Below are 23,872 nucleotides of genomic sequence, written 5' to 3'. Positions count from 1 at the left end.
GATTACTCCCCTTGGCCAGGCGCGGCAGCAGGAGCAGCGGCGGAACCGGCGGGCTTGGCGTTGTCAGCCTCCTTGACCTTGACCTCCACACCCGGCTTGACGTACTGCAGGCCTTCGGTGATCACGCGGTCACCGGCGTTCAGGCCTTTCTCCACCAGCCAATAGGCGCCGGCGGTGCGGTTGGCCACCAGTACACGCTGCTCGACCTTGTTGTCGGCGTTGACCACCAGCGCCGTCGGGATGCCCTTGAGGTCGCGGGTCACGCCTTGCTGTGGCGCGAGGATCGCCTTGCTGTTCACGCCGGCTTGCAGTTGGGCGTGTACGAACATGCCCGGCAGCAGGGTGTGGTCAGGGTTGGGGAACACTGCGCGCAGGGTCACGGAGCCGGTGGTCTGGTCGACCGAGACTTCGGAGAATTCCAGCTTGCCGTCCTGGCCGTAGTCGCTGCCGTCTTCCAGGGTCAGCTTGACCTTGGCGGCATTGGCGCCGGCTTTTTCCAGTTGGCCGCTTTCCAGGTCGCGGCGCAGTTTCAGCATTTCAGCCGAAGACTGCGTGACGTCGACGTAGATCGGGTCCAGTTGCTGGATTACCGCCATGGCATCGGTCTGGCCATTGCTGACCAGCGCGCCTTCGGTCACCGAAGAACGACCGATACGCCCGGAGATCGGCGCGAACACCTTGGTGTAGCGCACGTTGATCTGGGCGGTTTGCACGTTTGCTTCCGCAGTCATGCGGTTGGCCACGGCGGTGTCGTATTCCTGGCGGCTGACGGCTTGCTCATCGACCAACTGCTTGTAGCGGTCGGAGATGGACTTGGTCTGGGTCAGGCTGGCTTGTGCGCTTTTCAGCGTGGCTTCATAGACCGACGGATCGATCTGATAGAGCTGCTGGCCTTCCTTCACATCCGCGCCTTCCTTGAACAGGCGCTTGAGGATGATGCCGTTGACCTGCGGGCGAACTTCCGCGATGCGGTAGGCGGTGGTGCGGCCTGGCAGCTCGGACGTCAGGGTATAGGCTTGCGGTTGAATGGTGACCACGCCGACCTGAGGGGCTTGAGCGGGCGGAGCCGCTTCTTCCTTTTTACATCCGCTGAGCAGCGATGCCAGGGCGACGGCAGTGACCAGAGCGGTAACAGCTGGCTTAAGTTGCATGAAGATCCTCGGGTCAGGCGCGCAGGGTGCGCACAAGAAGTGTGGAAGGGTAAAAAACAAGCTGTGAGTGGATAAGTAGCTTGCTACGCAATATACTTACGTTCATGGTTGTTTGTAAACTCTTGACAGGCTTCGCGGATTGTTGACAACGCAGGCCAAAAGTCTCGATTCCATTACGTTCGGCGCCCATGACGGTGTCGTCCCACAAATATTCGGATGATCGTTAACATCTATTAACACTGCGTTAACGATAGTCTCAGGTGTCCTGATTGAGGTTGTACTGCCATGGTTCGTCGCACTAAAGAGGAAGCTCAGGAAACGCGCAGCCAAATTCTCGAAGCCGCCGAGCAAGCCTTTTATGAGCGCGGCGTTGCACGGACGACGCTGGCGGATATCGCTGCGCTGGCCGGTGTCACGCGGGGCGCGATTTATTGGCACTTCAGTAATAAATCCGATCTGTTGCAGGCCCTGCTGGACACGCTGCATGAGCCACTGGACGAATTGGCCAGGGCCAGTGAAAGCGAGGACGAGGTCGACCCGTTGGGGTGCATGCGCAAGCTGCTGATTCATTTGTTTCATCAGGTGGCCCTGGACCCGAAAACCCGGCGCATCAATGAGATTTTGTTTCATAAGTGCGAATTCACCGATGAAATGTGCGACATGCGCCGTCAGCGCCAGACCCACAGCCTGGAATGCAACCTGCGCATCGGCCTGACACTGCGCAACGCGGTCCATCGCGGGCAACTTCCGGAAAACCTCGACACCACCCGTGGCGCAGTGTGCATCCATGCCTACATCAACGGGCTGATTGGCCAGTGGCTGCTGGTACCCGACAGCTTCCAGCTACATCAGGAAGCCGAACGCTGGGTGGATGCAGGGCTCGATATGCTGCGCCTGAGCCCCAGCCTGCGCAATTGAGACAAAATGCGTAATTGCATCAGGTTGTGTCAACAGTAAAGCCTAAGGACCGTCAATCGTCCTTCTGCCTGATGGGTGGGGTGACTTTATATACGGGCTGGCGGGCGGTTGATACATAGCCGCCTAAGTATTTTGTAGGGATTTTGTTGCAAGGCTGTTAAGGAGTGTTTCCCAGGGCAACAATGTGGGAGGGGGCTTGCCCCGATGGCAGTGGTTCAGTCAACACATACAGTGACTGACGCACCGCCATCGGGAGCAAGCCCCCTCCCACATTTGGTTTCGCGTGTCGGGCGATTACAGCGGCAGCGTCGGGTAATCGATGTAGCCCACCGGGCCCTGGCCGTAGAAGGTTTCCGGATGCGCTTCGTTCAGTGGCGCATCGGCTTTCAGGCGTGCTGGCAGGTCCGGGTTGGCAATGAACGGCACACCCCAGGCCACGGCGTCCGCTTTGCCTTCGGCCAGCCAGGCATTGGCACTGTCCTTGGTGAAACGTTCGTTGGCGATGTACACGCCGCCAAAGGCTTTTTTCAATTGAGGACCGAGGCTGTCCGCACCTGCCTTTTCACGGGAGCAGATGAAGGCGATACCACGCTTGCCCAGCTCGCTGGCGACGTAGGTGAAGGTCTCCTTCAGGTTGTCGTCGCCCATGTCGTGGGCATCGGCGCGCGGTGCCAAATGCACACCCACACGGCCAGGGCCCCAGACCTCGATGGCCGCATCGGTCACTTCCAACAGCAGGCGTGCACGGTTTTCCAGGGAGCCACCATAGTTGTCGGTGCGCTTATTGGTGCTGCTTTGCAGGAACTGGTCGAGCAGGTAGCCGTTGGCGCCGTGGATCTCCACGCCATCAAAGCCTGCGGCCTTGGCGTTCTCGGCACCGGTGCGGTAAGCGTCGACGATGTCGGCGATTTCAGCGGTTTCCAGGGCGCGCGGCGTCGGGTAGTCGGCCAATGGGCGCACCAGGCTGACGTGGCCTTTAGCCTGGATCGCGCTCGGCGCCACCGGGGTTTCGCCGTTCAGGTAGGACGCGTGGGAAATGCGGCCGACGTGCCACAGTTGCAGGAAGATCTTGCCCCCTGCGCCATGCACGGCCTTGGTGATATTGGCCCAGCCGCGCACCTGGTCGTTGGACCAGATGCCCGGCGTGTCCGGGTAGCCCACGCCCAGCGGTGTCACCGAAGTGGCTTCGCTGAGGATCAGCCCGGCGGAAGCGCGTTGCACGTAGTACTCGGCCATCAGCGCGTTGGGTACGCGGCCGGCATCGGCACGGCAGCGGGTCAGCGGTGCCATGATGATGCGGTTCGACAGCTCCAGGTCGCCCAGTTTGATCGGATCGAAAATAGTCGTCATGGGAAAACACCCTTCTCTTTGAAGTTGATCAGTGGGTCGCAGGGGCCAGGTCGGCATCGCCGCCCTGACGGAAAGTAATCAGGGTTACCAGCAGCGCCAGGATCGCCAGGGCCGCTGCCGCCAGAGGCACGCTGCTCAGGCCGAAACCGTGGGCAATCACGCTGCCGCCCACCCAGGCGCCGAGGGCGTTGCCGATGTTGAAGGCGCCGATGTTCAGGGTGGACACCAGGTTCGGCGCGGCCTTGCCGAAGGTCACCACGTTGATCTGCAGCGCAGGTACGGCGGCAAATGAAGCGGTGGCCCACAGGAACAGGGTGATCTCGGTCGGGATCACGGCGACGCTGGTCCAGGTCAGCGCGGTGGACACCACCGCCATACTGATAAACACGCCGATCAGGGTGGCTGCCAGGCGTTTGTCCGCCAGCTTGCCGCCGATGATATTGCCCACGGTGAGGCCCAGGCCGATCAGCAGCAGGGTCCAGGTCACGCCTTTGGGCGACACGCCGGTGACATCGCCGAGCAGCGGCGCAACATAGGTGAAGAGGGTGAACATGGACGCGGCGAACAGCGCGGTCATGCTCAGCGACAACCAGATGCCGGCACCCTTGAGGGCGGCCAGTTCGGCGCGCATGTCGAGTTTTTCTTCGTCACGCTTGGCTGGCAGGAAGCGGATCAGGCCGATCAACGCCACCACCCCAATCACCGTCACTGCCCAGAAGGTCGAGCGCCAGCCGGCTTCCTGGCCCAGCGCGGTGCCCAGTGGCACACCAAGCACGTTGGCCAGGGTCAAACCGGTGAACATCAGGGCCACGGCCGAAGCGCGCTTGTTGGCCGGCACCAGGTTGGCGGCGACCACCGAACCGATGCCGAAGAACGCGCCGTGGCACAACGCGGTGACCACACGGGCAAGCATCAGCACGTTGTAGTCACTGGCCAGGGCGCAGAGCAGATTGCCGATAATGAAGATGCCCATCAACGCTACCAGGGCCGCCTTGCGGGGCAACCTGGCGGTGGCCAGTGCCATAAATGGCGCACCGATGGCCACGCCCAGGGCATAGCCGGTGACCAGCCAGCCGGCGCCGGGAATCGACACGCCGAGGTCCGCCGCCACATCGGGCAGCAGGCCCATGATCACGAACTCGGTAGTGCCGATGGCGAAGGCGCTCAGGGCCAGGATGAGTAGCGAGAGGGGCATTATCGTTTCCTTGTTACAACGTCGCGCTGATTTCAGCGCTGAGTTCAGTGGTAAGCGCCGCGAGGAAGGCTTGGATCACTTCCTCATTGCGCTTGAAAAAGTGCCACTGCCCGGCCTTCTGGCTGCTGATCAATCCCGCCCGTTGCAAGGTGGCCAGGTGGGCCGACACGGTCGACTGGGACAAGCCGCAGCGCTGGTCGATCTGCCCGGCACAGATGCCGTATTCGTGGTTGTGCACTTGCTCGGGGAACTGCACTTTCGGGTCTTTCAGCCAGGTGAGGATGTCTCGTCGTACTGGGTGCGCCAGGGCTTTTATTATTTCGTCGAGGTCGATGGACATGGCAGGTGCTCGGTGTCGTAAAGCGTTATATCGCGATGAGGCGAACTTTAAATCGTTATATCCCGATATACCAATATGAATTTGCTCTGAGCTCAGGCTGAATCGGTATATCGGGTTATAACGATACATTGGCGCCAGTGCTAGACTGCGCGGCATGAATTATCTCGCACATCTGCACCTGGGCGGCCAACTTCCTGCGCAACTGCTGGGCAGCCTGTACGGCGACTTTGTCAAAGGCCGCCTGCTGGGCCAGTTCAGCCCGCCAATCGAAGCGGCGATCCAGTTGCATCGCTCGATCGACCGCTTCACCGACAGCCACCCGTTGGTGGGCAAGGCGTTGTCGCGCTTCAGCCTGACCCGCCGGCGCTATGCCGGGATTGTCCTTGATGTGTTCTTCGATCACTGCCTGGCGCGGGATTGGGCGCTGTACGCCGACCAGCCCCTGGAGCACTTCACCTCGCAGGTGTACCGCGTGCTGGCGGCCGAACCACAGTTGCCGGGGCGGCTGGCGCAGATAGCGCCGTATATGGCGGCGGATGACTGGTTGGGGTCGTACCGCGAGTTTGCGGTGATGGAGCCGGTGTTGCGCGGGATTTCGCGGCGGCTGACGCAGCCTGAGGCATTGGGGTATGCGATGCAGGAGTTGCGGGTGTTGTATGAGCCGCTGAGTGAGGACTTCCGGATCTTCTACCCCGAACTGCAAGCCTTCGCGCATAACCACCTGACAACACAAAGCTAAAATGTGGGAGGGGCGGTGCGACCCTCCCACATTTGAACTGTGTTCACATCTCAGGCTGCAAAAGCCGGTCGAGCATGCACTTGTTCAGTCTCCGGCACCGGCCCAAACAACGCCTTCTGCACCGCCTGCTGCGCCTGGAACGCCAGCGCCGCACGCTCCTGCCCGGCGCAGGCAATCGGCTTGAGCACATGGATTTCCACATCGCCCTGGTCATTGCCGAACAGGCGCATCAGGTGCGAGAGCAAATCGTCATCGCCAATGAACGGTGCCAGCGGGTCGACCTGCCCATTGCGCAGATAACGGATGGCCACCGGTTGCAGCGACACATCCGCGTCAATCGCACTGGCCAGCAAGCGCCCGTGGAAGGTGCGCAGGCTGCGGCCGTCGGTGGTGGTGCCTTCGGGGAACATCAGCAGCGGGTGCTGTTGTTCCAGGTGGCGGGTCATCTGCTTGCGGATCAACTGGCTGTCGCCCGAACCGCGACGGATAAACAAGCTACCGGCCTTGGCCGCCAACCAGCCGGCCACCGGCCAGGTGCGCACTTCGGCCTTGGACAAAAACGACATCGGCGCCACTGCGCCCAGCAACGGAATATCGGTCCAGGACACGTGGTTGCTCACCCACAGCATGGGCTGGGTCGGCAACTCGCCGTGCACTGTCACGCGAAAGGGCAGGGCGTTGGTCAGCCGCGCCATGAAGAACCGCGACCAGCGTTGGCGCCGCACCATCGAGTTGGCCACGCCCAAGCGTTCGAACACGCCAAACACACTGGCCATGCTCAAGCCCAGCGCCACTACCACCAGCACCCGGGCGATGCGCCCGTACACGCGCAGGCGGCTCATCACATGGCCGCCTTGAAGTGGCGCGCATAGCGCGGGCATAGCTCATCGCGCTTAAGCAGGATGAACACGTCGGCGACCTGGAAATCCTCATCCCAGCACGGTTCGCCGCAGATCTTCGCACCCAGGCGCATATAGGCCTTGAGCAGTGGCGGCATCTCGGCGATTACGTTGGTCGGCAGGTCCAGCGCCGGCAGCGGTTTTTTCGGTTCGGCGCGCAGGTGTTCGTTGCACAGGTAGCGTTCGCGCAGGCGCTGCATGATCGCGTGGGCCTGGATGCCGCCGTCGTGCATCGGGATGCTCGCGCAGCCCATCAGGTAGCTGTAGCCGCCCTGGTTGAGCACTTCGGCCAACTCGCCCCACAACACGGCGATGGTGCCGCCGTTGCGGTAGGCCGGGTCGACGCAGGTGCGGCCTATTTCCAGGATCGGGCCCTGCAGATGCAGCAGGCCATGCAGGCTGAATTCTTCTTCGCTGTAGAACCGGCCCAGGGTGCTGGCGGCCTGGTGGTCGAGCAAACGGGTGGTGGCGACGAGTCGACCGCTGTTCAAGTCCCGCACGCCGATGTGGCTGCAGTGAACATCATAGTCATCCATGTCCAGGCCGTGTTCCGCGCCTTTCAGCTTGGCGTTGAACTCGCCGCTGAAGACGTTGAAACGCAGGGCCTGGGCTTCCTGCAAAGCCTTGGCGCCAACCAGGCGTTCGGCTTGCAGACGGCGTTCATTGCCGGTGTCGCTGATGCGGGCGATCTGAGTCATGGCGAATCTCCGAGTGCCAGCCACGTTTCGGCCGGTCGACTTTGTTGTCCAAAGTCAGGCTATGTAGCCCCGGTGTCATCTCCATGAAGTTATGGTGACGCTTGGATGACAGGGTCTCTGTAGCAAATCTGTCATTGCCCTCGGCTAGGCTCGCGGGCTTGAATGCTCCCTTGAGTGTGTGTCCATGGTCAGAGGCCTGCTGTGCGTTTCCCTGCTGTTCGTCACCGTTACCGCCTGCGCTGAAACCTGGCCCGACAAGGAGTGGGCCAAGGGCCCGCCACTCGCAGGGCCCGCCGTCGAAGCCCTTGACGCCTATGCATTCCCGCCCCGTGACGACACTGCCCGCCAAGGCATTCGCACCGACGCGCTGCTGGTGATCCGCGACGGTGTGGTCATCTATGAACGCTACGCCGCACCGACCACGGCCAGCACGCCACACTTGACCTGGTCCATCAGCAAAAGCCTGATGGCCACGGTGCTCGGCGTGGCCTACGGCGAAAACCGTTTCAAACTGACCGACCCCGCAGCACGCTTTTATCCGCCGATGAAACAACACCCCAAGGTGACCATGGCCGACCTGCTGCACTGGGCCTCGGGCCTGGACTGGCAGGAAGACTATGAATACGCGCCGCTGAAGTCCTCGGTGGTGGCGATGCTTTACACCCGTGGTCGCGCCGATATGGCCGAGTTCGCCGCCAGCACTGAGTCCTTCAGCGCACCGGGCCAGGCCTTTCGTTATTCCAGCGGCGACAGCAATATCCTGTCCGCCGCGCTCAAGGGCATGCTCGGGCACAAGGCGTACATGAGTTACCCCTGGGACGCGCTGTTCAAGCCGCTGGGCATTCACAACGCCACCTGGGAAACCGATGCCGACGAAACCTTTGTCGCCTCGTCCTATGCGTTCCTCACCGCGCGTGACCTGGCGCGTGTCGGCCTGCTGATGGCCCGCGACGGGCGCTGGGGGGATCAACAATTGCTGCCCAAGGACTGGGTCGTGTTCAACCGCCAACCCTTCGACAAATACACCGCCGGCCAGGACGAAGCGGTCCCCGGTGGCCAATGGTGGCTCAACCAAGGCGCCCCGAGGCCCTGGCCCGACGCCCCCGCCGACACCTTCGCCGCCCTCGGTCATTGGGGACAGGCGCTGTACGTGATGCCCGACGAACACCTGGTGATCGTGCGCTATGGCGATGACCGCGACGGCAGCTACCGCCACAACGAACTGCTCAAGCGCGTGCTTGCGGCGGTGCAACCATGATGCGTCGTCGGCCGTTTACCAGCCTTTTTCTGGTGCTGTTGCTCGCCCTGTCAGGCTGGGTTTGGCACGAGCGCGTCAACCTGCAAGCCTTCCCCGGCATCATCGCGGCGTACACGGCCAAGGAGTATTGCTCGTGCCGCTATGTGGCGAACAATCCAGCCGAGTATTGCCGGGGGTATGTGAAGCAGTACGTGCCCACCAGTGGGTTCAGCGATAACCCGGAACGCAGTGAAGTGACGGCGAGTGGCTTGGGGCGTACGCACAGCGCGCGGTGGTTGGGGGATCGACAGGGCTGTCGTCTGAATCCCTGACACAGCGCCAGCCACCCCGCACATTGGATTTGCGCCGTTCGTGACATTGCGCTTAAGGTTCGTGCAGGTTTTTCGCCCCACGAGTCCTTAATGTTCAACGCGTCTGTTATCAAACCCCTGGCCTTCGCCCTGCTGGCCGCTGCCGTGGTGCCCGCCCATGCCGACTGGTACCTGGACAACGAGTCCTCGCGCCTGTCGTTCGTTACCACCAAAAACACCGAGATCGCTGAAGTCCATCGCTTCCTGGTGCTGCACGGCAAGGTCGACAGCAAGGGCGCGGCGCAATTGGAAGTAGAGCTGGAGTCGGTCAACAGCGGCATCCCGCTGCGCGACGAGCGCATGCGCAACCAGCTGTTCGAGATCAAGACCTTCCCCGAGGCGCTGATCAGCGCACAGATCAACCTGCAACCCATCAATGACCTGGCTCCTGGCGCGCAACTGGAACTGCGCTTGCCCCTGAGCGTCACCCTGCATGGCAAGACCCAGACCTACAGCGCCGAGTTGTTGGCCACGCGCCTGGATGACCGGCGTTTCCAGGTGGTGACCCTGGAACCGGTGGTTTTGCATGCCGAGGATTTCGACCTGGCGCCGGGGGTGGCGATGTTGCGCAAAGCGGCCGGGCTCAAGTCGATCAGTTTGTCGGTGCCGGTGGGTGCGGTGCTGATCTTTACGGCGCGTTGACGTGAGCGGCGCAGTGTTCCCGTGGCGCAGCGCCAACCGTTTCGAGTTGTTGATCGACGGCCCGCAATTTTTTCCGCAGATGCTGGTGGGCATTGCCCGGGCCGAGCGGCAAGTGGAGTTGGAATTGTATCTGGTGGAGGCTGGAGCCTGCGCCGAAGCGATGGTGCAGGCGCTGGTGCTGGCCGCCGAGCGCGGCGTGCGGGTGCGTTGTCTGTTTGATGACTACGGTAGCCTGGCATTTACCCTGGGGCTGCGTAAGCGCCTGACCGACGCCGGTGTGGAGCTGCGTTTCTACAATCGCCTCAGCTGGCGTCGCTGGATGCGCAACCTGTATCGCGACCACCGCAAGCTGTTGCTGATCGATCAGGAAATCGCCGTGGTCGGCGGCACGGGCGTCACCGATGAGTTCTGGACGCCGGGGCAAGACACCGCTGAGTGGCATGAGGTGATGGTGCAGATCCGCGGCCCGCTGGTGCTGGACTGGCAGGCGCTGTTCGAACGGCAATGGCACGCCAATGTCGCGCGCCGGGCGTGGAAGCCCGCCACCCATTTCGGTTTGCCGCGTTTGCCCAAGGTGCCGGCGACGGGGCCAGGCCTGGGCCGAGTGGCCTATGCAGACGCCCGACAGCACCGCGATATCCTGCAATCGCTGATCCGCGCGCTGAACAGCAGCCAGCAACGTATCTGGTTTGCCACGCCGTATTTCCTGCCCACCTGGGGCGTGCGCCGTGCATTGCGTCGGGCCGCAGGGCGTGGGGTGGATGTGCGACTGCTGCTCACCGGCCCGCGCACCGATCACCCGTCCGTGCGCTACGCCGGGCACCGTTATTACCCGCGCTTGCTGCGCGCAGGCGTGCAGATCTTTGAATACCAGCCGTGCTTTTTGCACCTGAAGATGGCGCTGGTGGACGATTGGGTGAGTATCGGCTCGTGCAACTTCGATCACTGGAATCTGCGCTTCAACCTGGAAGCCAACCTGGAAGCGTTGGACCCTGGGCTGACGCAGGCGGTGGCGGCGAGCTTTACCGCGGATTTTGCCCAGAGCCTGGTGGTCAGCCTGGAAGCGTGGAAGGCGCGGCCGTTGTGGCGACGGGTGAAGCAGCGGGTGTGGGGATGGATTGATCGGTTGGTGGTGAACCTTCTTGACAGAAGGAGCTAGGAACAGCGGCAAGCTGCAAGCTGCAAGTTAAAAGCAGAACTGCTCTTCCTTGCCGCTTGTAGCTTGCAACTTGAAGCTGCCTCCTATAGCAATTCGAACGTCTGCTGCTGTACGTCCTGGGAGTCCAGCCCGATCTGCACATTGAACTCACCCGGTTCGGCGGCGAACTTGAGCTGGGTGTTGTAGAACTTCAAGTCGTCCTCGGTGATGGTGAAGTGCAGCGTGCGCTCTTCGCCAGCCTTGAGCATGACCTTCTGGAAGTTCTTCAGCTCCTTGATCGGACGGATCATCGAACCCGCCACGTCCTGGATATACAACTGCACCACGGTTTCGCCATCGACCTTGCCGGTGTTCTGCACCGTGACGCTGGCGTCGAGCTTGCCGGTCTTGTTCAGGGTGGTGGACGACAGCGCCATGTCCGACAGGCTGAACGTGGTGTAGCTCAGGCCATAGCCAAACGGGAACAGCGGCCCGGTGGTGTCATCGAAGTACTGTGAGGTGTAGTTGCCCGGCTTGCCTGGGGTGAATGGCCGGCCGATGGTCAGGTGGTTGTAGTAGGTCGGAATCTGCCCCACGGAGCGTGGGAAGGTGATCGGCAGCTTGCCCGATGGGTTGTAGTCACCGAACAGCACGTCGGCGATGGCGTTGCCGCCTTCGGTACCGGCGAACCAGGTTTCCAGGATCGCGTCGGCTTGTTGTTTCTCTTCCAGGATCGACAGCGGGCGGCCGTTCATCAGTACCAGCACCAGCGGTTTGCCGGTGGCTTTCAGGGCCTTGATCAGGTCGCGCTGGCTTTGCGGGATATTCAGGTCGGTGCGGCTGGAGGATTCGTGGGACATGCCACGGGATTCACCCACGGCGGCCACCACCACGTCGGCATCCTTGGCGGCCTTGACCGCTTCATCGATCATCACCTGGGCCGGGCGGGTGTCATCCACCACTTCCGGGGCATCGAAGTTGAGGAAGTTGAGGTAGTCGACCACCGCCTTGTCGTTGGTGATGTTGGCGCCACGGGCGTAGATGATCTTGCCTTTTTCGCCGATAACCGCGTTCATGCCGTCAAGCAGCGTGACCGATTGTTCCGGCTTGCCGGCCGCCGCCCAACTGCCCATCATGTCGATCGGCGCCTTGGCCAGTGGGCCCACGAGCGCGATGGTCGCGGACTTTTTCAGCGGCAGGGCGTCGTTCTGGTTCTTCAGCAGCACCAGGCTGCGGCGCGCCACATCACGGGCCTCGGCACGGTGCAGACGGCTTTCGGCGTAAGTGTCGGCCGGGTCATCCCCGGCCTTGCCGATGCGCAGGTACGGGTCTTTGAACAGGCCCATGTCGTACTTGGCGCCGAGCACTTCACGCACGGCGTTGTCGATGTCGCTCTGTTCGATCTCGCCGGACTTGAGCAGCCCCGGCAATTCCTTGCCGTACAACGAGTCGTTCATGCTCATGTCGATGCCGGCCTTGATCGCCAGCTTGGCGGCTTCGCGCCCGTCCTTGGCCACGCCGTGCTTGATCAGCTCGAATATCGCGCCGTGGTCGCTGACGGCCAGGCCCTTGAAGCCCCAGTCCTTGCGCAAGAGGTCGTTCATCAGCCAGGTGTTGGCGGTGGCGGGCACGCCATTGATCGAGTTCAGCGCCACCATCACGCCGCCGGAACCGGCCTTGATCGCCGCGTGGTACGGCGGCAGGTAGTCCTGGTACATCTTGACCGGGCTCATGTCGACCACGTTGTAGTCACGCCCGCCTTCCACTGCGCCGTAGAGGGCGAAGTGCTTGACGCTGGCCATGATGCTGTCGGCATTCGCGGGGCTGGCGCCCTGGAAGGCCTTGACCATCACCTCGGCAATGCGCGAGACCAGATAGGTGTCTTCACCGAAACCTTCGGACGTGCGACCCCAGCGCGGGTCGCGGGAGATATCGACCATCGGTGCAAAGGTGATGTCGAGGCTGTCGGCGGCGGCTTCGTGGGCGGCGATGCGTCCGGAGCGGCCGATGGCGTCCATGTCCCAGCTGGAGGCCAGGGCCAGGCTGATCGGGAAGATCGTGCGGTGGCCGTGGATCACGTCATAGGCGAAGAACATCGGGATCTTCAAGCGGCTGCGCATGGCCGCGTCCTGCATCGGACGGTTTTCCGGGCGGGTGATGGAATTGAACGTGCCACCGATGCGGCCAGCGGCGATTTCCTTGCGGATCAGCTCACGGGGCATTTCCGGGCCGATGCTGATCAGGCGCAACTGGCCGATCTTTTCGTCCAGGGTCATCTGCTTGAGCAGGTCGCTGACGAAAGCGTCCTTGTCCTTAAGCGCAGCAGGCTTTGTTTCTGCCCAGACGGGGTGGGTGGCCAGCGTGGCAACAAGGCCGAGCAAACACAGCTTCTTCATGAATATCCTTTTTCGGCTCACTGCACAGCGCTTGGGCTGATCGGCCAAAATGTGGGGAGCGTCTATTGTTGTTCGGGTGTTGTTCAGATAAATGCAGCACACTCTGAACTCTTTATCGCGCTGGGCATCTTTGTAGCTGATTGGCTCGATGCATTCCAGTGGTGGCGGATTATGCCCCAAGCGTGTGGTTTTTAGGGTTAGTCGTCATATTCCATCCAGTCTGGGCAGGAGAAACACCATGCAAGCAGCACAACATTCCCGCTGGGGCCTCAAGGCCGCGGCTTTGCTATTGATCAGCACAGTATTGAGCGGCTGCGGCATCAATAACATCCCGACCCTGGACGAACAGGCCAAGGCGGCCTGGGGCCAGGTGCAGAACCAGTACCAGCGCCGCGCCGACCTGATCCCCAACCTGGTGGAAGTGGTCAAGGGTTACGCCGCCCATGAGCAAGACACCCTGACCGCCGTGATCGAGGCGCGTGCCAAGGCCACCTCGATCCAGGTGGATGCCAGCACCCTGGACAACCCGGAAAAACTCAAGCAGTTCCAGCAGGCCCAGGACGGTTTGAGCGGTGCCCTCAGCCGCTTGATGGTGGTGTCCGAGCGCTACCCGGACCTGAAGGCCAACCAGAACTTCCTGGCCCTGCAATCCCAGCTCGAGGGCACCGAAAATCGCATCGCCGTGGCCCGTCGCGATTTCATCCAGGCCGTGCAGGCGTACAACACCGAGATCCGCACCTTCCCTGGTCGCCTGTGGCACAGCGTGATGTACAGCGACCTGCCGATCCGCGCCACCTTTGAAGCCACCAGTGCCGATGCCGATAAAGCGCCGCAAGTGAAGTTCAAATAAGGCTGCACTGAGGTGTCGATGCGTTTATTACGGATAGGCCTGGCGCTATGGATGCTGGCCTGCGTGGGTGTGGCCCAGGCGGCGCTGACGTTCCCGGCGTTGAGCGGACGGGTGGTGGACACCGCCCAGATGATCGACCCGGCCACGCGCGAGCACATCACCCAGCAGTTGCAGGCGCTGGAGCAGAGCCGTGGCGACCAGATCGTGGTGGTCACGGTGCCCGACCTGCAGGGCGTGCCCATCGAGGACTACGGTTACCAGCTGGGTCGCCAGTGGGGCATCGGCCAGAAGGGCAAGGACAACGGCGCGTTGCTGATCGTCGCCCGTGACGAGCGCACGTTGCGCATCGAAGTCGGCTATGGCCTTGAAGGCGTGCTCACCGATGCGCAGTCCTGGGTGATCATCAACCAGGTGATTGCCCCCAAGTTCAAGGCCGGCAATTTCAGCCAGGGCATCAGCGACGGCGTGGCGGCGATGGTGCAGGTGGTCGGCGGTGAACCGCTAGCGGTGCCGGCGCATGTGGCGGATGCCAACTTTGCCAAGGATAATCCCGGCTTTTCCATCGGCCTGTTCATCCTGCTGATCGGCGTGTTGTGGCTGTGCAATCGCATGGGCCTGCCGGTGGGCGCGATCCTTTTGGCGATCCTCAGCAGCAGTGGACGCGGCGGCGGTGGCGGGGGAGGTGGCGGCGGTTTCCGAGGCGGCGGTGGTGGCTTCGGCGGCGGCGGCGCGTCGGGCGGCTGGTAATGACAATAACTAGAGAGCAACTACAACCATGGCATTACTGACTGAACACGAGCAGCGCCAAGTCGCCGAAGCGATTGCCCGGGTCGAAAAAACCACCGACGCCGAACTGGTCACCGTGCTGGCGGCCCGCGCCGACGATTACGCCTACATCCCCCTGCTGTGGGCCAGCCTGATCGCCTTGGTGGTACCGGGCGTGGTGCATTACCTGTCGGGCTACCTGACCATGTATACCTTGCTGCTGGCGCAATGGGCGACGTTCATCGTGTTGTGCCTGCTGTTTCGCCTGCCCAAGGTGACCACCCGCCTGATCCCACGCTCGGTACGCCATTGGCGCGCCTCCAACCTGGCGCGCCGGCAGTTCCTGGAGCAGAACCTGCACCACACCCTGGGCAGCACCGGGGTGCTGATTTTTGTCAGCGAGGCGGAGCGTTATGTGGAGATCCTGGTGGACGATGGCATCTCCAGTCGCGTGGATGACAACAGTTGGGATGGGATCGTCAAGGCGTTTACCCAGCAAGTGAAACAGGGGCAGACGCTGGCTGGGTTTATTGCTTGTATCGAGGCGTGTGGTGAGTTGTTGAAGGTGCATGTACCGTTGACACAAACCCGCAATGAATTGCCAAACCGCCTGGTCGTACTCGAATAATCCAGACACCACTGAGCAAAAAATGTGGGAGGGGGCTTACATCCCGATGGCAGTGGGTCAGTCACGGATGGATTAGCTGACACGCCCTCATCGGGAGCAAGCCCCCTCCCACATTTGGATCGGTGTTGACCATTGGTCAAATAACTCCGTGCCCTGGTGGGCTATCCCCCCTAAAATGCCCGGCATTCACTGCCCGAGGCGTTTTTGTTCATGTCCGTTACCGCTCAACCTGCCAGCCCCGCGCCGGATCATCACGCCCAGTTCATCGAACTGTTGAGCACAAGCCTTGCGCAGAACGCCTTTATCAAGCTGGTGCTGGCCAAATACGTCGGCGACGAAGCCGAGTTGCAGCGGCTGATCATCAAGGCGGTGACCGTCAAGGAGCAGCCGTGCCTGTCCTTCGTCTACCGCTACAAGACCCGCGACATCACCAAGAACTTGGCGCTGGCCGACGGCGTGGCGGCGATTGCCGCGTTGCTGCCGGGCTCGTTCAAGAACGCGCACCTGCTGTCGCTGACCGACGAAGCCCAATTGGAATACAGCAAGAAGAACAAAAGCTCGCTGTTCAGGAGCAAGACTCAGCAACTGCGCGAGGCGCCATCGGCCGAGCATAACCGTGAGAAGCATCGCTTCCTCGACCTGAGCCGGCCATTCCTCGCCGACCTGGGCGTGACCGACGCCAAGCAGGCGCTGATCCCGTCGATGTCGCGCAAGTGGAAGCAGATCAACAAATTCATCGAAGTGTTCAGCCATGCGCTGACCTCCTCACCGCTGAGGCTGGACCAACCGGTGCGCGTCGCCGATTTCGGTTCGGGCAAGGGCTACCTCACGTTTGCGATCCACGACTACCTGCGCAACACCCTCAAGGCCGAAGGCGAAGTCACCGGCGTCGAGTTGCGCGAAGACATGGTGACCCTGTGCAACACCGCCGCGGCCCGCCTGGAGCACCCCGGGCTGGTGTTCAAATGTGGTGATGTGCGCAGCGTGGCGCCCAGCGAACTGGACGTGATGATCGCCCTGCATGCCTGTGACGTCGCCACCGATTACGCGATCCACACCGGCATTCGTTCCGGCGCATCGATCATCATGTGCTCGCCGTGCTGCCATAAGCAGATTCGCCTGCAGATCCAGAGCCCGGCGCTGCTCAAGCCGATGCTGCAATATGGCCTGCACCTGGGCCAGCAGGCGGAAATGGTCACCGACAGCTTGCGTGCGTTGTTCCTCGAAGCCTGCGGCTACGAGACCAAGGTGTTCGAGTTCATCTCCCTGGAGCACACCAACAAGAACAAGATGATCCTGGCGGTCAAGCGTGCGGAGCCGGTGGACAACGCGCAGTTGCTGGAGAGAATCCAGGAGTTGAAGGCGTTCTATCACATCTGCGAACACTGCCTGGAAACCCTGCTGCGCGCGGATGGCTACCTGATCTGACCGCCGCCCACTGTAGGAGCGAGCTTGCTCGCGAAAAGCCTGAGAGCACCGCAGGCTTTCAGGTTTCCCGCGTTATCGTTAGCGACCTTCGCGAGCAAGCTCGCTCCTACAGGGAGCTGGTGCCGGCTGCACCGCGGTCTTGCGCCCGAGCATCACCGTGACGATGACCCCACAGGCAAACACCCAGGTAATCGGCTCGATATGTTCACCAAAGAACAGCGCCGAAAACGCGATGGTGAAGAAGATCTGCAACAGCTGAATCTGGCTGACCCGCGCAATGCCGCCCATGGCCAACCCCGCGTACCAGGCGAAGAAGCCCAGGAACTGCGAGAACAGCGACACATAACCAAAGGCCCACCAGGCGCGCATCGAGACCGCGCCTTGGTGCTGCGCCGCCAGGTACCACACCGGGCCGATCAACACCGGCGTGGACAGCACCAGCGCCCAGCAGATCACCTGCCAGCCGCCCATCTCCTTGGCCAACCGGCCGCCTTCGGCATAGCCCAGGCCACCCACGGCTATCGCGCCGAGCATCAATAAATCGCCGGCCTGGATACTGCCGGCGCCGGTGATCAATGCATAACTCAACACCAACCCGCTGCCGAGCGCCGCGCAGGCCCAGAAGGCTTTGGACGGCCGCTCATGGGACAGCCACGCCGCATACAGCGCCACGCACAGCGGTTGCAGGCCATTGACCAGTGCGCCATGGGAGGCCGGCAAGGTTTGCATGGCCCACGCCGACAGCACCGGGAAGCCCAGAATCACCCCCGCAATGACCAGGCACAAACCCCGTACCTGGCGCCAGGTCGGCCAGCGCTCGCGGCGCCACAGCAACAGCGCCGCCGCCGGGACCGCCGCGAACAAGGCACGGCCCAGGCCGTTGAGCAACGGGTGGATCTCCTGCACCACGATACGGGTGAAGGGCAGGGTCAGGCTGAAGATGATGACACCCAGCAGGCCGAGGGCCATGCCGGTGTTTTCGCGCGAGCTCATGGGCGGGATCCGAAATCCAGAGGGCTTCAAGGGAAGCCCATCTAGCCACAACCCCCGCCGATTGAGGGCCTACAGCTGGGTGCGGATTTATCCGTACAGTTTTCAGAAGAAGCGCGTGATGCTGATCTTGGCGTTGCGGCCTTCGCTGTAGACACCTTCCCCGCTGAGCGCCGGCTGGTAGCTGCGGTTGAACAGGTTGTCGACAGTGAAGTTGACCTCGGTGCCCTTTAGGCCGGCCTGCTGCGGTTTCCAGTTGGCGAACAGGCCTTGGGTGTCATAGCTGGCGTTCTCAGTCTGGTCGTAGATAAAGTCACCAATGGTCGAATTCAAGCCGCCAGCGTAGATGTCTGTAGGCACGCGGTCGGTCTTGCGCACGAACTGGCCCTGCCAGCCCACCTGTGCATCCCAGCTCGGGATCTTGGTGCCCAGCACCACCACCCATTTGGCCGGTGGAATGTCCCGCGCCCACACGTGTCGGTCGGTTGCCCACGGGTTGGTATAGGGGTTATCGCGTTTGCCCGTAGCCCAGGAGTAAGTCAGGGAGCCGAACACGTACGTTGAGTCGTAGTAGCTTTCCAGCTCCACGCCCTTGATGGTCATGCCGCCCACATTGCGATAGTTGGTCCTGGAGGCCGTGTCGTTGCACACTGTATCGATATTGCCCGGCACCGTCATTTGCCGTTCACAGCCGATGCCGGTGGCCTTCATGATCTCGTCTTCGATGCGGTTGTGAAACAGCGTGGTGCGCAACTGCAGGTCATCGCCGTGGGTTAAGACGCCGGAGAAGTGAGTCACGTTGCCCGCCGTAATCGCAGTGATGCGCTCTGGGTCGAGGTTGAGGCTTGTGGCGCTGCGGGTGCTGGCGGCGCCCTGGACTTCGTACTGTTCATCGATGACCGGCGCACGCCATGTGCGATTCCAGCTGGCGAAGAAGGCCACATCCGGGGTCAGGTTCCAGAACGCGGCCAGGCGCGGCGACCAGCCGGTGTAGGTGCGGTCGCTGTAGTCATGGCCGACGCTCGGGTCCGGGTTGCTGTAGTACGGCGCATCGTTGGCTTCGCCGCGATTGCGCACGTGGTCATAGCGCAGGGACGGGGTGATGGTCAGATCGCCAAGGGTCACGGCGTCCTGGAGGTAAAACGAGTGGGTATCGGCCTTGCCGTGGGGCATGAAATACGGCTGGAAATGCCCGTAGTTGTATCTTGCGGTGTTGTAGGTAGCGCCCGGCATCCAGCTTTCGGTTTCTCGATTGTGCTTGCGAATCTGCACGCCGGCGGTCACCGCATGTTCCAGTGGGCCGGTGGTCAGCAGACTGATATTACGCAGTTCAAGGAGGCGATCGGAGTATGAAGTTTCCATCTTGCGCCCACCGGTGCTCAGGCCAATGACTGCGTTTTCGCCCCGCTCGTCGGTCTGGTCGGTCTTGGACGCCGAGTAGCTAAGCTTCAGGTCAATCAGCGGGTTGTCCAGCGGCTGGTATTCGTACTTGCCCGACCAGGTGGTGTCCACCGTTTCGCGGTCGGCCAGAAAACGTTTCAGTGCGCCTTCGTAGCCATATCGGTTGATGGCCGATTGGTTCGGCGGCGACGGGTAGGATTTCGCTGAGAAGGGCGCCATGCGCTCACTTTTTGCACTGGAGTAGGACAGGCCCATGCTGTGCTCATCCGTAAAATACGCGTTGAATTTGAACAACTTGCCTTCTACGTCCTGGGCACTGTTGGGCAGGCGCTTGGGATTGATCGGGTATTCATTGCGCGGGTCGGGCGGTGTGCCGGCGAGCTTCAAGTCGCCGCCGTCGCGCTGTGTGAGGTAGATCAGGCCATTCATGCGACCGTCGTTGGTGCGGCCATACACGGCGCCGCTGTACACCTGTTCATGGGTGTTGCTGGAGTAACCGTATTTGGTCATGGCCCCGGTGTTACGCCCGTCCTTGAGCAGGTCGGGCGCATCCTTGGTGACCATGTTGACCGTGCCACCGAAACCGCCGTTGCCGGTGAAGGGCGAGTAAGGACCTTTCTCCACCTCAATGCTTTTGATCAGTTCAGGCTCGATGAAAACCGTGCCTTGCTGGTAGCGCTCAAATCCACTTTTGGTCGCGCCATCCACGGTCATCGGCACATCTTCGGCGTCGCCCATGCCGCGAATATTCATGGTCTGCCCCCCCGGCTTGGGAGAGCCGCCCATGAATACCCCCGGCAGCGTCTGCAGCAGCGAAGGAATGTTGTCGGGCTGGTAGCGATCAATATCCGCCTGGCTCAGGGTGGAGCGGCCGACGGTGCTGGAGTCGACCTGATTGCCGGTGCCGATCACGCTCAGGGCGTCCAGCTGGATCGCGCCGCTCTGGGTGGTCTTGGCCTCTTCGGGCTTTACCACGTACGTGCTGCCGACCTTGATCAGGGTGAACGCGCCGTTTTTCAGCAGGCTGCGAATCGCAACTTCCGGTGTGAAGTCACCGTTGAGTGCAGGTGCCTGCACGTTCTTGAGCAGCTCCTCATCGAACAACAGCTGGATCTTCGCCTGCTGCGCTACTTGGCTCAGGGACGTGGCCAGCGCCTGGGCGGGCAGTTGCAAGGTGAATGACTCGGCCTGGGCGCTGAGGCTGAACGTCAGGCAGGTGGCGATGAGGGTCGGTCGAAGATACAGGTGCGAAGCGTGGCAAGGCGCGCGAAACATGGAATCCCCCGGAGCGGCCAAATGGCCAAAAAGGTGTGCTGATCAGATGCAGACCGGAGGAAGACGGGGCAGGCAAAAAAATCCACACCTGCGAATGCAAAATATTCTCAAATAAGATTTTCGCAGGTTATTTGCTCGGTTCAATCCGCACGATGCCATCGGCCGAGACCACGGTTTTCACCGGCAACAGGGCGGGCAGGGCGTTGAGCAGGGCATCCGGATCATTCACGTCCAGATTGCCCGAGACTTTCAGGTGCGCCACCGCGTTGCTGACCTGCAACGGTGCCTGCGGGCGATACAGGCCCAGTTCATCGATCAGGCTGGCCAGTTCACGGTTGCGGAATGACAAGTGCCCGCTGCGCCAATCGGCCACTTCTTCGGCCGTGAGGGTTTGCTGTTGCAAGGTGCCCTTGGCGTAGCTGTAGATGGCGCGTTGCTGGGCGCCGAGCAGGGAAACGGGGCTTTTGGCGGATGGCTCGAAAGCGACCTGGCCGTGGGCGACGCTGACCACCAGTTGCTGCTGGCTGCGGCGCACATCGAAGCCGGTGCCGACCACCCGCACATTTGCTTCGCCGGCTTGAACGAACAACGGCCGCTCTTTGTCGGCCGCCACTTCGATATACACCTGGCCCTTGTCCAGGTGCACGATGCGCTGGTGGGCGCTGAAGTCCACGCGCAGGCGGGTGTTGGCATTCACCGACAGGGTGCTGCCATCGGGCAGGTTCAGGGTGCGCACGCCCTTGGCATGGGCCGCCACCTGGCTGTGATACAACTCGCGGGGCGCACCGATGTGGGGGGCCAATACGGCGCATAGCACGGCGGCGGCTACGGCCAGGGCCGGGCGCAATACCGATGCTTTGCGCTTGGGCAGCGCCACGGGGTTGTTCAGTTGCTGCAACTGGGCCAGGTCGGCCCACAGTTGCTCGAATTCGGCATAGGCGCGGGCATGGGCGGGCGTGGCCTGCCAGGCGGCAAAGGCCTTGCGGTCGGCACGGCCTGTGTCGTTACGGTTGCGCGCAAACCAACTGGCGGCTTGGGCATCGATGGCGTCACTGGCTTCGATATCCAGGCCGTCGGTGTCGCTCAGGCGGTTCATTCTGGCTGCTCCGTGCCGGGGTCGTTTTGAAGGCGTCGCTTGCAATGCAGCAGGGCAAAAGCGATGTGCTTTTCCACCATGCTCGTCGAAATACCCATGCGCTCGGCGATCTGCGCCTGGCTCAGGCCTTCGAAGCGGTGCAGCATAAGGGCTTCTCGCCGGCGGGGCGAGAGTTCGGCGAGGACTTCTTTCAACTGTTCCAGGCGTTGCAAGCGCTGGGCGGCGGCCATGGGGTCGTTTTGCTCGTCGGTGATCGGTTCCGCGTCCCTGTCGGCCTGATCTGGGTGGACGGTCTGCCGTACCTTCTGTTTGCGCCAGTGATCACGCAGCAGGTTGCGTGCCATCTGGAACAAAAATGCCCGTGGCTGTTCGACCTTGGCCCGGTCGCGGTAGTCCAGCCACTGGGTAAAGACGTCCTGGGTCATGTCCGCCGCGTCGCTGGCGTTGTCCGTGCGTCTGCGCAGGAAATACAGAATATCTGCATAGAACCCGCGAAAGGCATCGGCCGACACCGGGTCGGGCTTGGGACGAGACATGGATATCCTTCTTGACGAAGCACGACGTGGAAAAGTCGCGAATGATATCGAGAACTATTGTCATTTGTCTCTATTTTAGACGGGCCCGGATTAAAATATAGGGAGGAGGCAAACCCCTCCCACATAAGGTCGCAGTTTTACCGCAGCAAGGTCTTCAGTTGTTCGATCCCTGCTTCACCCAATGGAAACACCGGCAAGCGAGGCTCGCCCGCCTCCAACCCGGTCAGGCGCAGCCCGGCCTTGATCGTCGCCGGCAACCCGCCCTTGAGGATGAACTCCAGCAACGGCAACTGCTGATAAAACAGCTCGCGCGCCTTGTCCAGGTCATTGGCCAGCACTGCCGCATACAATGCCAGGTTCAGGTGCGGGATCAGGTTGGGCGCCGCCGTGCACCAACCCTTGGCTCCGGCCGCAAAGGCTTCCAGGGCCAGCGGGTTGCAGCCGTTGTAGAACGGCACGTCGCTGTGGCGCCGCAGTTGATGCATGCGTTGAACGTCCCCGGTGCTCTCCTTGACCATCGTCACATTTGCCACCTGCTTGACGATACGCAGGATCAGATCCACCGACATGTCCGTACCGCTGGTGGCCGGGTTGTTGTAGAGCATGATCGGCACGCCGATGCTGTCGCCGATCGCAGCGTAGTGGGCGAGGATTTCCGCCTCGCTGAGCTTCCAATACGAGGCCGGCAGCACCATCACCACATCCGCGCCATTGGCTTCGGCGTAGCGGGCGCGGCGCACGGCCTTGGCGGTGGTCAGGTCGGAGACGCTGACCACCGTGGGCACGCGCCGGGCGATTTTTGCCAGGCTGTAGGCGCTGACTTCGTCCCACTCGGCATCGCTCAAATACGCACCTTCACCGGTGCTGCCCAGGGGCGCGATGGCGTGCACGCCGCTGTCGATCAAACGGTCGATGGAACGACCGAGGGCGTCGAGGTCGATGCGCTGGCCGTCAGCGCTGAACGGGGTGATGGTGTAGCCGATGATGCCGTGAATAGTTGGGCTGGACATGGAAAGTCTCCGGTAGAAAAAGGGCGGGTCAGTTCAGGCAATCGGCGTGCTGGCGCAGGTTCTGCCGCACGTAGTAATTGAACGCGGCGCCGTGGCGCTTGGGGCGGGAAATCCAGGCATGGGCTTCGCGCCCCAGTTGCGGCAGGATCGGCTTGATCGCACCGGCTGCCATGGCGAGCAACTGCAACTTGGCCGCGCGTTCGATCAACTGCGCGATCACGCAGGCTTCCTCGACACTCGCCCCGGTCGACAACTGGCCGTGGTGCGACAGCAGGATCGCGCGCTTGTCGCCCAGGGCCTCGGTGATGATTTCCCCCTCTTCATTGCCCACCGGCACACCCGGCCAGGCCTCCAGGAACGCGCAGTCTTCGTACAACGGGCAAAGGTCCATGTGGGACACCTGCAACGGCACTTCCAACATCGACAGCGCAGCGATATGGGTCGGGTGCGTATGAATAATGCAATTCACATCCGCTCGCCCGCGGTACACCCAGCTGTGAAAGCGGTTGGCCGGGTTGGGGATGCCGTGACCTTCCAGCACCTCAAGATCCTCGTTTACCAGCAACAGGTTGCTGGCCGTGATTTCATCAAAACCCAGGCCCAGTTGCTGGGTGTAGTAGGTGCCCTGTTCAGGCCCGCGCGCGGTGATCTGGCCGGCGAGGCCGGAGTCGTGGCCGTGTTCGAACAGGATTCGGCAAGTGAGCGCCAGCTTTTGCCGGACGGTCCACGTATTATCCGCCAGGGTGTTTTGCATCTGGACCAGCGCTTGCTTGACCAGTTGGTCTTTGGGGAGTGCTAATGTCTTGGCCATATCGGTGT

General features: G+C 61.9%; 23 protein-coding genes and 1 pseudogene. 10 read left to right on the top strand and 14 right to left on the bottom strand.

The window, feature by feature from the left end; translation table 11 throughout:
• Window positions 1–2: 2 nt before the first annotated feature.
• A complete protein-coding gene (locus PspCFBP13509_RS01080) occupies window positions 3–1,151 on the bottom strand; it encodes an efflux RND transporter periplasmic adaptor subunit (protein WP_065928269.1) in 1,149 nt (382 codons plus the stop codon).
• A 285-nt stretch (window positions 1,152–1,436) separates the two neighbouring features.
• Between PspCFBP13509_RS01080 and PspCFBP13509_RS01075 the strand changes: the two genes are divergently transcribed.
• Entirely contained in the window at window positions 1,437–2,069 is a 633-nt protein-coding gene (locus tag PspCFBP13509_RS01075) for a TetR family transcriptional regulator (protein ID WP_027604391.1), read from the top strand.
• Between the two features lie 294 nt (window positions 2,070–2,363).
• Here PspCFBP13509_RS01075 and PspCFBP13509_RS01070 read toward each other — a convergent pair whose 3' ends face one another.
• Genes PspCFBP13509_RS01070 through PspCFBP13509_RS01060 form a run of 3 tightly spaced genes read right to left on the bottom strand, consistent with a single transcriptional unit; the run spans window position 2,364 to window position 4,954 of the window.
• On the bottom strand, window positions 2,364–3,419 hold the full coding sequence (locus tag PspCFBP13509_RS01070) for an alkene reductase (protein WP_027604390.1): 1,056 nt from the start codon (window positions 3,417–3,419) through the stop codon (window positions 2,364–2,366).
• Between the two features lie 28 nt (window positions 3,420–3,447).
• A complete protein-coding gene (locus PspCFBP13509_RS01065) occupies window positions 3,448–4,614 on the bottom strand; it encodes an MFS transporter (protein ID WP_074844333.1) in 1,167 nt (388 codons plus the stop codon).
• A 13-nt stretch (window positions 4,615–4,627) separates the two neighbouring features.
• Entirely contained in the window at window positions 4,628–4,954 is a 327-nt protein-coding gene (locus tag PspCFBP13509_RS01060) for an ArsR/SmtB family transcription factor (RefSeq protein ID WP_027604388.1), read from the bottom strand.
• A 154-nt stretch (window positions 4,955–5,108) separates the two neighbouring features.
• On the opposite strand from PspCFBP13509_RS01060, the gene PspCFBP13509_RS01055 reads away from it, so the two are divergent.
• Window positions 5,109–5,693 carry an acyl carrier protein phosphodiesterase gene (locus PspCFBP13509_RS01055; RefSeq protein ID WP_065928267.1) on the top strand — a complete coding sequence of 195 codons (585 nt, stop codon included), beginning with the start codon at window positions 5,109–5,111 and terminating at the stop codon, window positions 5,691–5,693.
• 50 nt (window positions 5,694–5,743) lie between these two features.
• Here PspCFBP13509_RS01055 and PspCFBP13509_RS01050 read toward each other — a convergent pair whose 3' ends face one another.
• Together PspCFBP13509_RS01050 and olsB are read right to left on the bottom strand one after the other, a co-directional pair.
• A complete protein-coding gene (locus tag PspCFBP13509_RS01050; protein ID WP_065928266.1) occupies window positions 5,744–6,535 on the bottom strand; it encodes a lysophospholipid acyltransferase family protein in 792 nt (263 codons plus the stop codon).
• On the bottom strand, window positions 6,535–7,290 hold the full coding sequence (gene olsB, locus PspCFBP13509_RS01045) for an L-ornithine N(alpha)-acyltransferase (RefSeq protein ID WP_027604385.1): 756 nt from the start codon (window positions 7,288–7,290) through the stop codon (window positions 6,535–6,537). The genes PspCFBP13509_RS01050 and olsB overlap by 1 nt, the downstream gene beginning before the upstream one ends.
• A gap of 184 nt (window positions 7,291–7,474) precedes the next feature.
• Here olsB and PspCFBP13509_RS01040 point away from each other — a divergent pair, with 184 nt between their 5' ends.
• From PspCFBP13509_RS01040 to PspCFBP13509_RS01025, 4 genes are all read left to right on the top strand, one after another.
• On the top strand, window positions 7,475–8,548 hold the full coding sequence (locus PspCFBP13509_RS01040) for a serine hydrolase domain-containing protein (RefSeq protein WP_065928265.1): 1,074 nt from the start codon (window positions 7,475–7,477) through the stop codon (window positions 8,546–8,548).
• On the top strand, window positions 8,545–8,859 hold the full coding sequence (locus PspCFBP13509_RS01035; RefSeq protein WP_137211453.1) for an amidase: 315 nt from the start codon (window positions 8,545–8,547) through the stop codon (window positions 8,857–8,859). Before PspCFBP13509_RS01040 ends, PspCFBP13509_RS01035 begins: the two co-directional genes overlap by 4 nt.
• A 90-nt stretch (window positions 8,860–8,949) precedes the next feature.
• A complete protein-coding gene (locus PspCFBP13509_RS01030; protein WP_065947339.1) occupies window positions 8,950–9,540 on the top strand; it encodes a YceI family protein in 591 nt (196 codons plus the stop codon).
• A gap of 1 nt (window position 9,541) precedes the next feature.
• Window positions 9,542–10,699, top strand: coding sequence for a phospholipase D-like domain-containing protein (locus PspCFBP13509_RS01025; RefSeq protein ID WP_065928262.1), 1,158 nt, complete (start codon window positions 9,542–9,544; stop codon window positions 10,697–10,699).
• An 83-nt stretch (window positions 10,700–10,782) separates the two neighbouring features.
• Here the strand turns inward: PspCFBP13509_RS01025 and bglX are convergent, their stop codons facing one another.
• A complete protein-coding gene (bglX, locus tag PspCFBP13509_RS01020; RefSeq protein ID WP_065928261.1) occupies window positions 10,783–13,074 on the bottom strand; it encodes a beta-glucosidase BglX in 2,292 nt (763 codons plus the stop codon).
• 238 nt (window positions 13,075–13,312) lie between these two features.
• On the opposite strand from bglX, the gene PspCFBP13509_RS01015 reads away from it, so the two are divergent.
• The 4 genes from PspCFBP13509_RS01015 to PspCFBP13509_RS01000 all read left to right on the top strand — a co-directional run bounded on the left by PspCFBP13509_RS01015 (window position 13,313) and on the right by PspCFBP13509_RS01000 (window position 16,745).
• The gene (locus PspCFBP13509_RS01015) at window positions 13,313–13,924 is read left to right on the top strand and encodes a LemA family protein (RefSeq protein ID WP_065928260.1); all 612 of its coding nucleotides are present in this window, start codon (window positions 13,313–13,315) and stop codon (window positions 13,922–13,924) included.
• Between the two features lie 18 nt (window positions 13,925–13,942).
• Entirely contained in the window at window positions 13,943–14,671 is a 729-nt protein-coding gene (locus PspCFBP13509_RS31930) for a TPM domain-containing protein (protein WP_065928259.1), read from the top strand.
• A gap of 28 nt (window positions 14,672–14,699) precedes the next feature.
• Window positions 14,700–15,317, top strand: coding sequence for a TPM domain-containing protein (locus PspCFBP13509_RS01005; protein ID WP_065928258.1), 618 nt, complete (start codon window positions 14,700–14,702; stop codon window positions 15,315–15,317).
• 210 nt (window positions 15,318–15,527) lie between these two features.
• Complete coding sequence (locus tag PspCFBP13509_RS01000) at window positions 15,528–16,745, top strand: class I SAM-dependent methyltransferase (protein WP_065928257.1); 1,218 nt, start codon at window positions 15,528–15,530, stop codon at window positions 16,743–16,745.
• An 8-nt stretch (window positions 16,746–16,753) separates the two neighbouring features.
• Here the strand turns inward: PspCFBP13509_RS01000 and PspCFBP13509_RS31600 are convergent.
• The 7 genes and pseudogenes from PspCFBP13509_RS31600 to PspCFBP13509_RS00970 form a co-directional block, all read right to left on the bottom strand.
• Window positions 16,754–16,843, bottom strand: a pseudogene (locus tag PspCFBP13509_RS31600) (outer membrane lipoprotein carrier protein LolA); the annotation flags it as partial.
• Window positions 16,824–17,738: a DMT family transporter gene (locus PspCFBP13509_RS00995; protein ID WP_065928256.1), complete on the bottom strand. Its 915-nt coding sequence runs from the start codon at window positions 17,736–17,738 to the stop codon at window positions 16,824–16,826. The pseudogene PspCFBP13509_RS31600 and the gene PspCFBP13509_RS00995, both read right to left, overlap by 20 nt.
• Window positions 17,739–17,840: 102 nt before the next feature.
• Complete coding sequence (locus PspCFBP13509_RS00990; protein ID WP_074844363.1) at window positions 17,841–20,411, bottom strand: TonB-dependent receptor; 2,571 nt, start codon at window positions 20,409–20,411, stop codon at window positions 17,841–17,843.
• Window positions 20,412–20,538: 127 nt separating this feature from the next.
• Complete coding sequence (locus tag PspCFBP13509_RS00985) at window positions 20,539–21,507, bottom strand: FecR family protein (protein WP_065947344.1); 969 nt, start codon at window positions 21,505–21,507, stop codon at window positions 20,539–20,541.
• Window positions 21,504–22,043, bottom strand: coding sequence for an RNA polymerase sigma factor (locus PspCFBP13509_RS00980; protein ID WP_027604372.1), 540 nt, complete (start codon window positions 22,041–22,043; stop codon window positions 21,504–21,506). Before PspCFBP13509_RS00980 ends, PspCFBP13509_RS00985 begins: the two co-directional genes overlap by 4 nt.
• Before the next feature lie 137 nt (window positions 22,044–22,180).
• Window positions 22,181–23,053, bottom strand: coding sequence for a dihydrodipicolinate synthase family protein (locus tag PspCFBP13509_RS00975; protein WP_065928253.1), 873 nt, complete (start codon window positions 23,051–23,053; stop codon window positions 22,181–22,183).
• Between the two features lie 28 nt (window positions 23,054–23,081).
• On the bottom strand, window positions 23,082–23,864 hold the full coding sequence (locus PspCFBP13509_RS00970) for an aldolase (RefSeq protein ID WP_065928252.1): 783 nt from the start codon (window positions 23,862–23,864) through the stop codon (window positions 23,082–23,084).
• Window positions 23,865–23,872: the final 8 nt, after the last annotated feature.

The organism is Pseudomonas sp. CFBP13509 (assembly GCF_005233485.1).
Classification (GTDB): Bacteria; Pseudomonadota; Gammaproteobacteria; order Pseudomonadales; family Pseudomonadaceae; genus Aquipseudomonas; species Aquipseudomonas marginalis.
This window is presented reverse-complemented; position numbering and strand designations above follow the sequence as displayed.

Excerpts from the sequence above, each read along its gene's own strand:
- bglX (WP_065928261.1), bottom strand. The coding sequence starts at position 13,074 with ATGAAGAAGCTGTGTTTGCTCGGCCTTGTTGCCACGCTGGCCACCCAC.
- PspCFBP13509_RS01005 (WP_065928258.1), top strand. The coding sequence starts at position 14,700 with ATGGCATTACTGACTGAACACGAGCAGCGCCAAGTCGCCGAAGCGATT.
- PspCFBP13509_RS01040 (WP_065928265.1), top strand. The coding sequence starts at position 7,475 with ATGGTCAGAGGCCTGCTGTGCGTTTCCCTGCTGTTCGTCACCGTTACC.
- PspCFBP13509_RS01055 (WP_065928267.1), top strand. The coding sequence starts at position 5,109 with ATGAATTATCTCGCACATCTGCACCTGGGCGGCCAACTTCCTGCGCAA.
- PspCFBP13509_RS01015 (WP_065928260.1), top strand. The coding sequence starts at position 13,313 with ATGCAAGCAGCACAACATTCCCGCTGGGGCCTCAAGGCCGCGGCTTTG.
- PspCFBP13509_RS01060 (WP_027604388.1), bottom strand. The coding sequence starts at position 4,954 with ATGTCCATCGACCTCGACGAAATAATAAAAGCCCTGGCGCACCCAGTA.
- PspCFBP13509_RS01070 (WP_027604390.1), bottom strand. The coding sequence starts at position 3,419 with ATGACGACTATTTTCGATCCGATCAAACTGGGCGACCTGGAGCTGTCG.
- PspCFBP13509_RS00975 (WP_065928253.1), bottom strand. The coding sequence starts at position 23,053 with ATGTCCAGCCCAACTATTCACGGCATCATCGGCTACACCATCACCCCG.
- PspCFBP13509_RS01050 (WP_065928266.1), bottom strand. The coding sequence starts at position 6,535 with ATGAGCCGCCTGCGCGTGTACGGGCGCATCGCCCGGGTGCTGGTGGTA.
- PspCFBP13509_RS00990 (WP_074844363.1), bottom strand. The coding sequence starts at position 20,411 with ATGTTTCGCGCGCCTTGCCACGCTTCGCACCTGTATCTTCGACCGACC.
- PspCFBP13509_RS01080 (WP_065928269.1), bottom strand. The coding sequence starts at position 1,151 with ATGCAACTTAAGCCAGCTGTTACCGCTCTGGTCACTGCCGTCGCCCTG.
- PspCFBP13509_RS00985 (WP_065947344.1), bottom strand. The coding sequence starts at position 21,507 with ATGAACCGCCTGAGCGACACCGACGGCCTGGATATCGAAGCCAGTGAC.
- PspCFBP13509_RS00980 (WP_027604372.1), bottom strand. The coding sequence starts at position 22,043 with ATGTCTCGTCCCAAGCCCGACCCGGTGTCGGCCGATGCCTTTCGCGGG.
- PspCFBP13509_RS00995 (WP_065928256.1), bottom strand. The coding sequence starts at position 17,738 with ATGAGCTCGCGCGAAAACACCGGCATGGCCCTCGGCCTGCTGGGTGTC.
- PspCFBP13509_RS01030 (WP_065947339.1), top strand. The coding sequence starts at position 8,950 with ATGTTCAACGCGTCTGTTATCAAACCCCTGGCCTTCGCCCTGCTGGCC.
- PspCFBP13509_RS31930 (WP_065928259.1), top strand. The coding sequence starts at position 13,943 with ATGCGTTTATTACGGATAGGCCTGGCGCTATGGATGCTGGCCTGCGTG.
- PspCFBP13509_RS01000 (WP_065928257.1), top strand. The coding sequence starts at position 15,528 with ATGTCCGTTACCGCTCAACCTGCCAGCCCCGCGCCGGATCATCACGCC.
- PspCFBP13509_RS00970 (WP_065928252.1), bottom strand. The coding sequence starts at position 23,864 with ATGGCCAAGACATTAGCACTCCCCAAAGACCAACTGGTCAAGCAAGCG.
- olsB (WP_027604385.1), bottom strand. The coding sequence starts at position 7,290 with ATGACTCAGATCGCCCGCATCAGCGACACCGGCAATGAACGCCGTCTG.
- PspCFBP13509_RS01035 (WP_137211453.1), top strand. The coding sequence starts at position 8,545 with ATGATGCGTCGTCGGCCGTTTACCAGCCTTTTTCTGGTGCTGTTGCTC.
- PspCFBP13509_RS01075 (WP_027604391.1), top strand. The coding sequence starts at position 1,437 with ATGGTTCGTCGCACTAAAGAGGAAGCTCAGGAAACGCGCAGCCAAATT.
- PspCFBP13509_RS01065 (WP_074844333.1), bottom strand. The coding sequence starts at position 4,614 with ATGCCCCTCTCGCTACTCATCCTGGCCCTGAGCGCCTTCGCCATCGGC.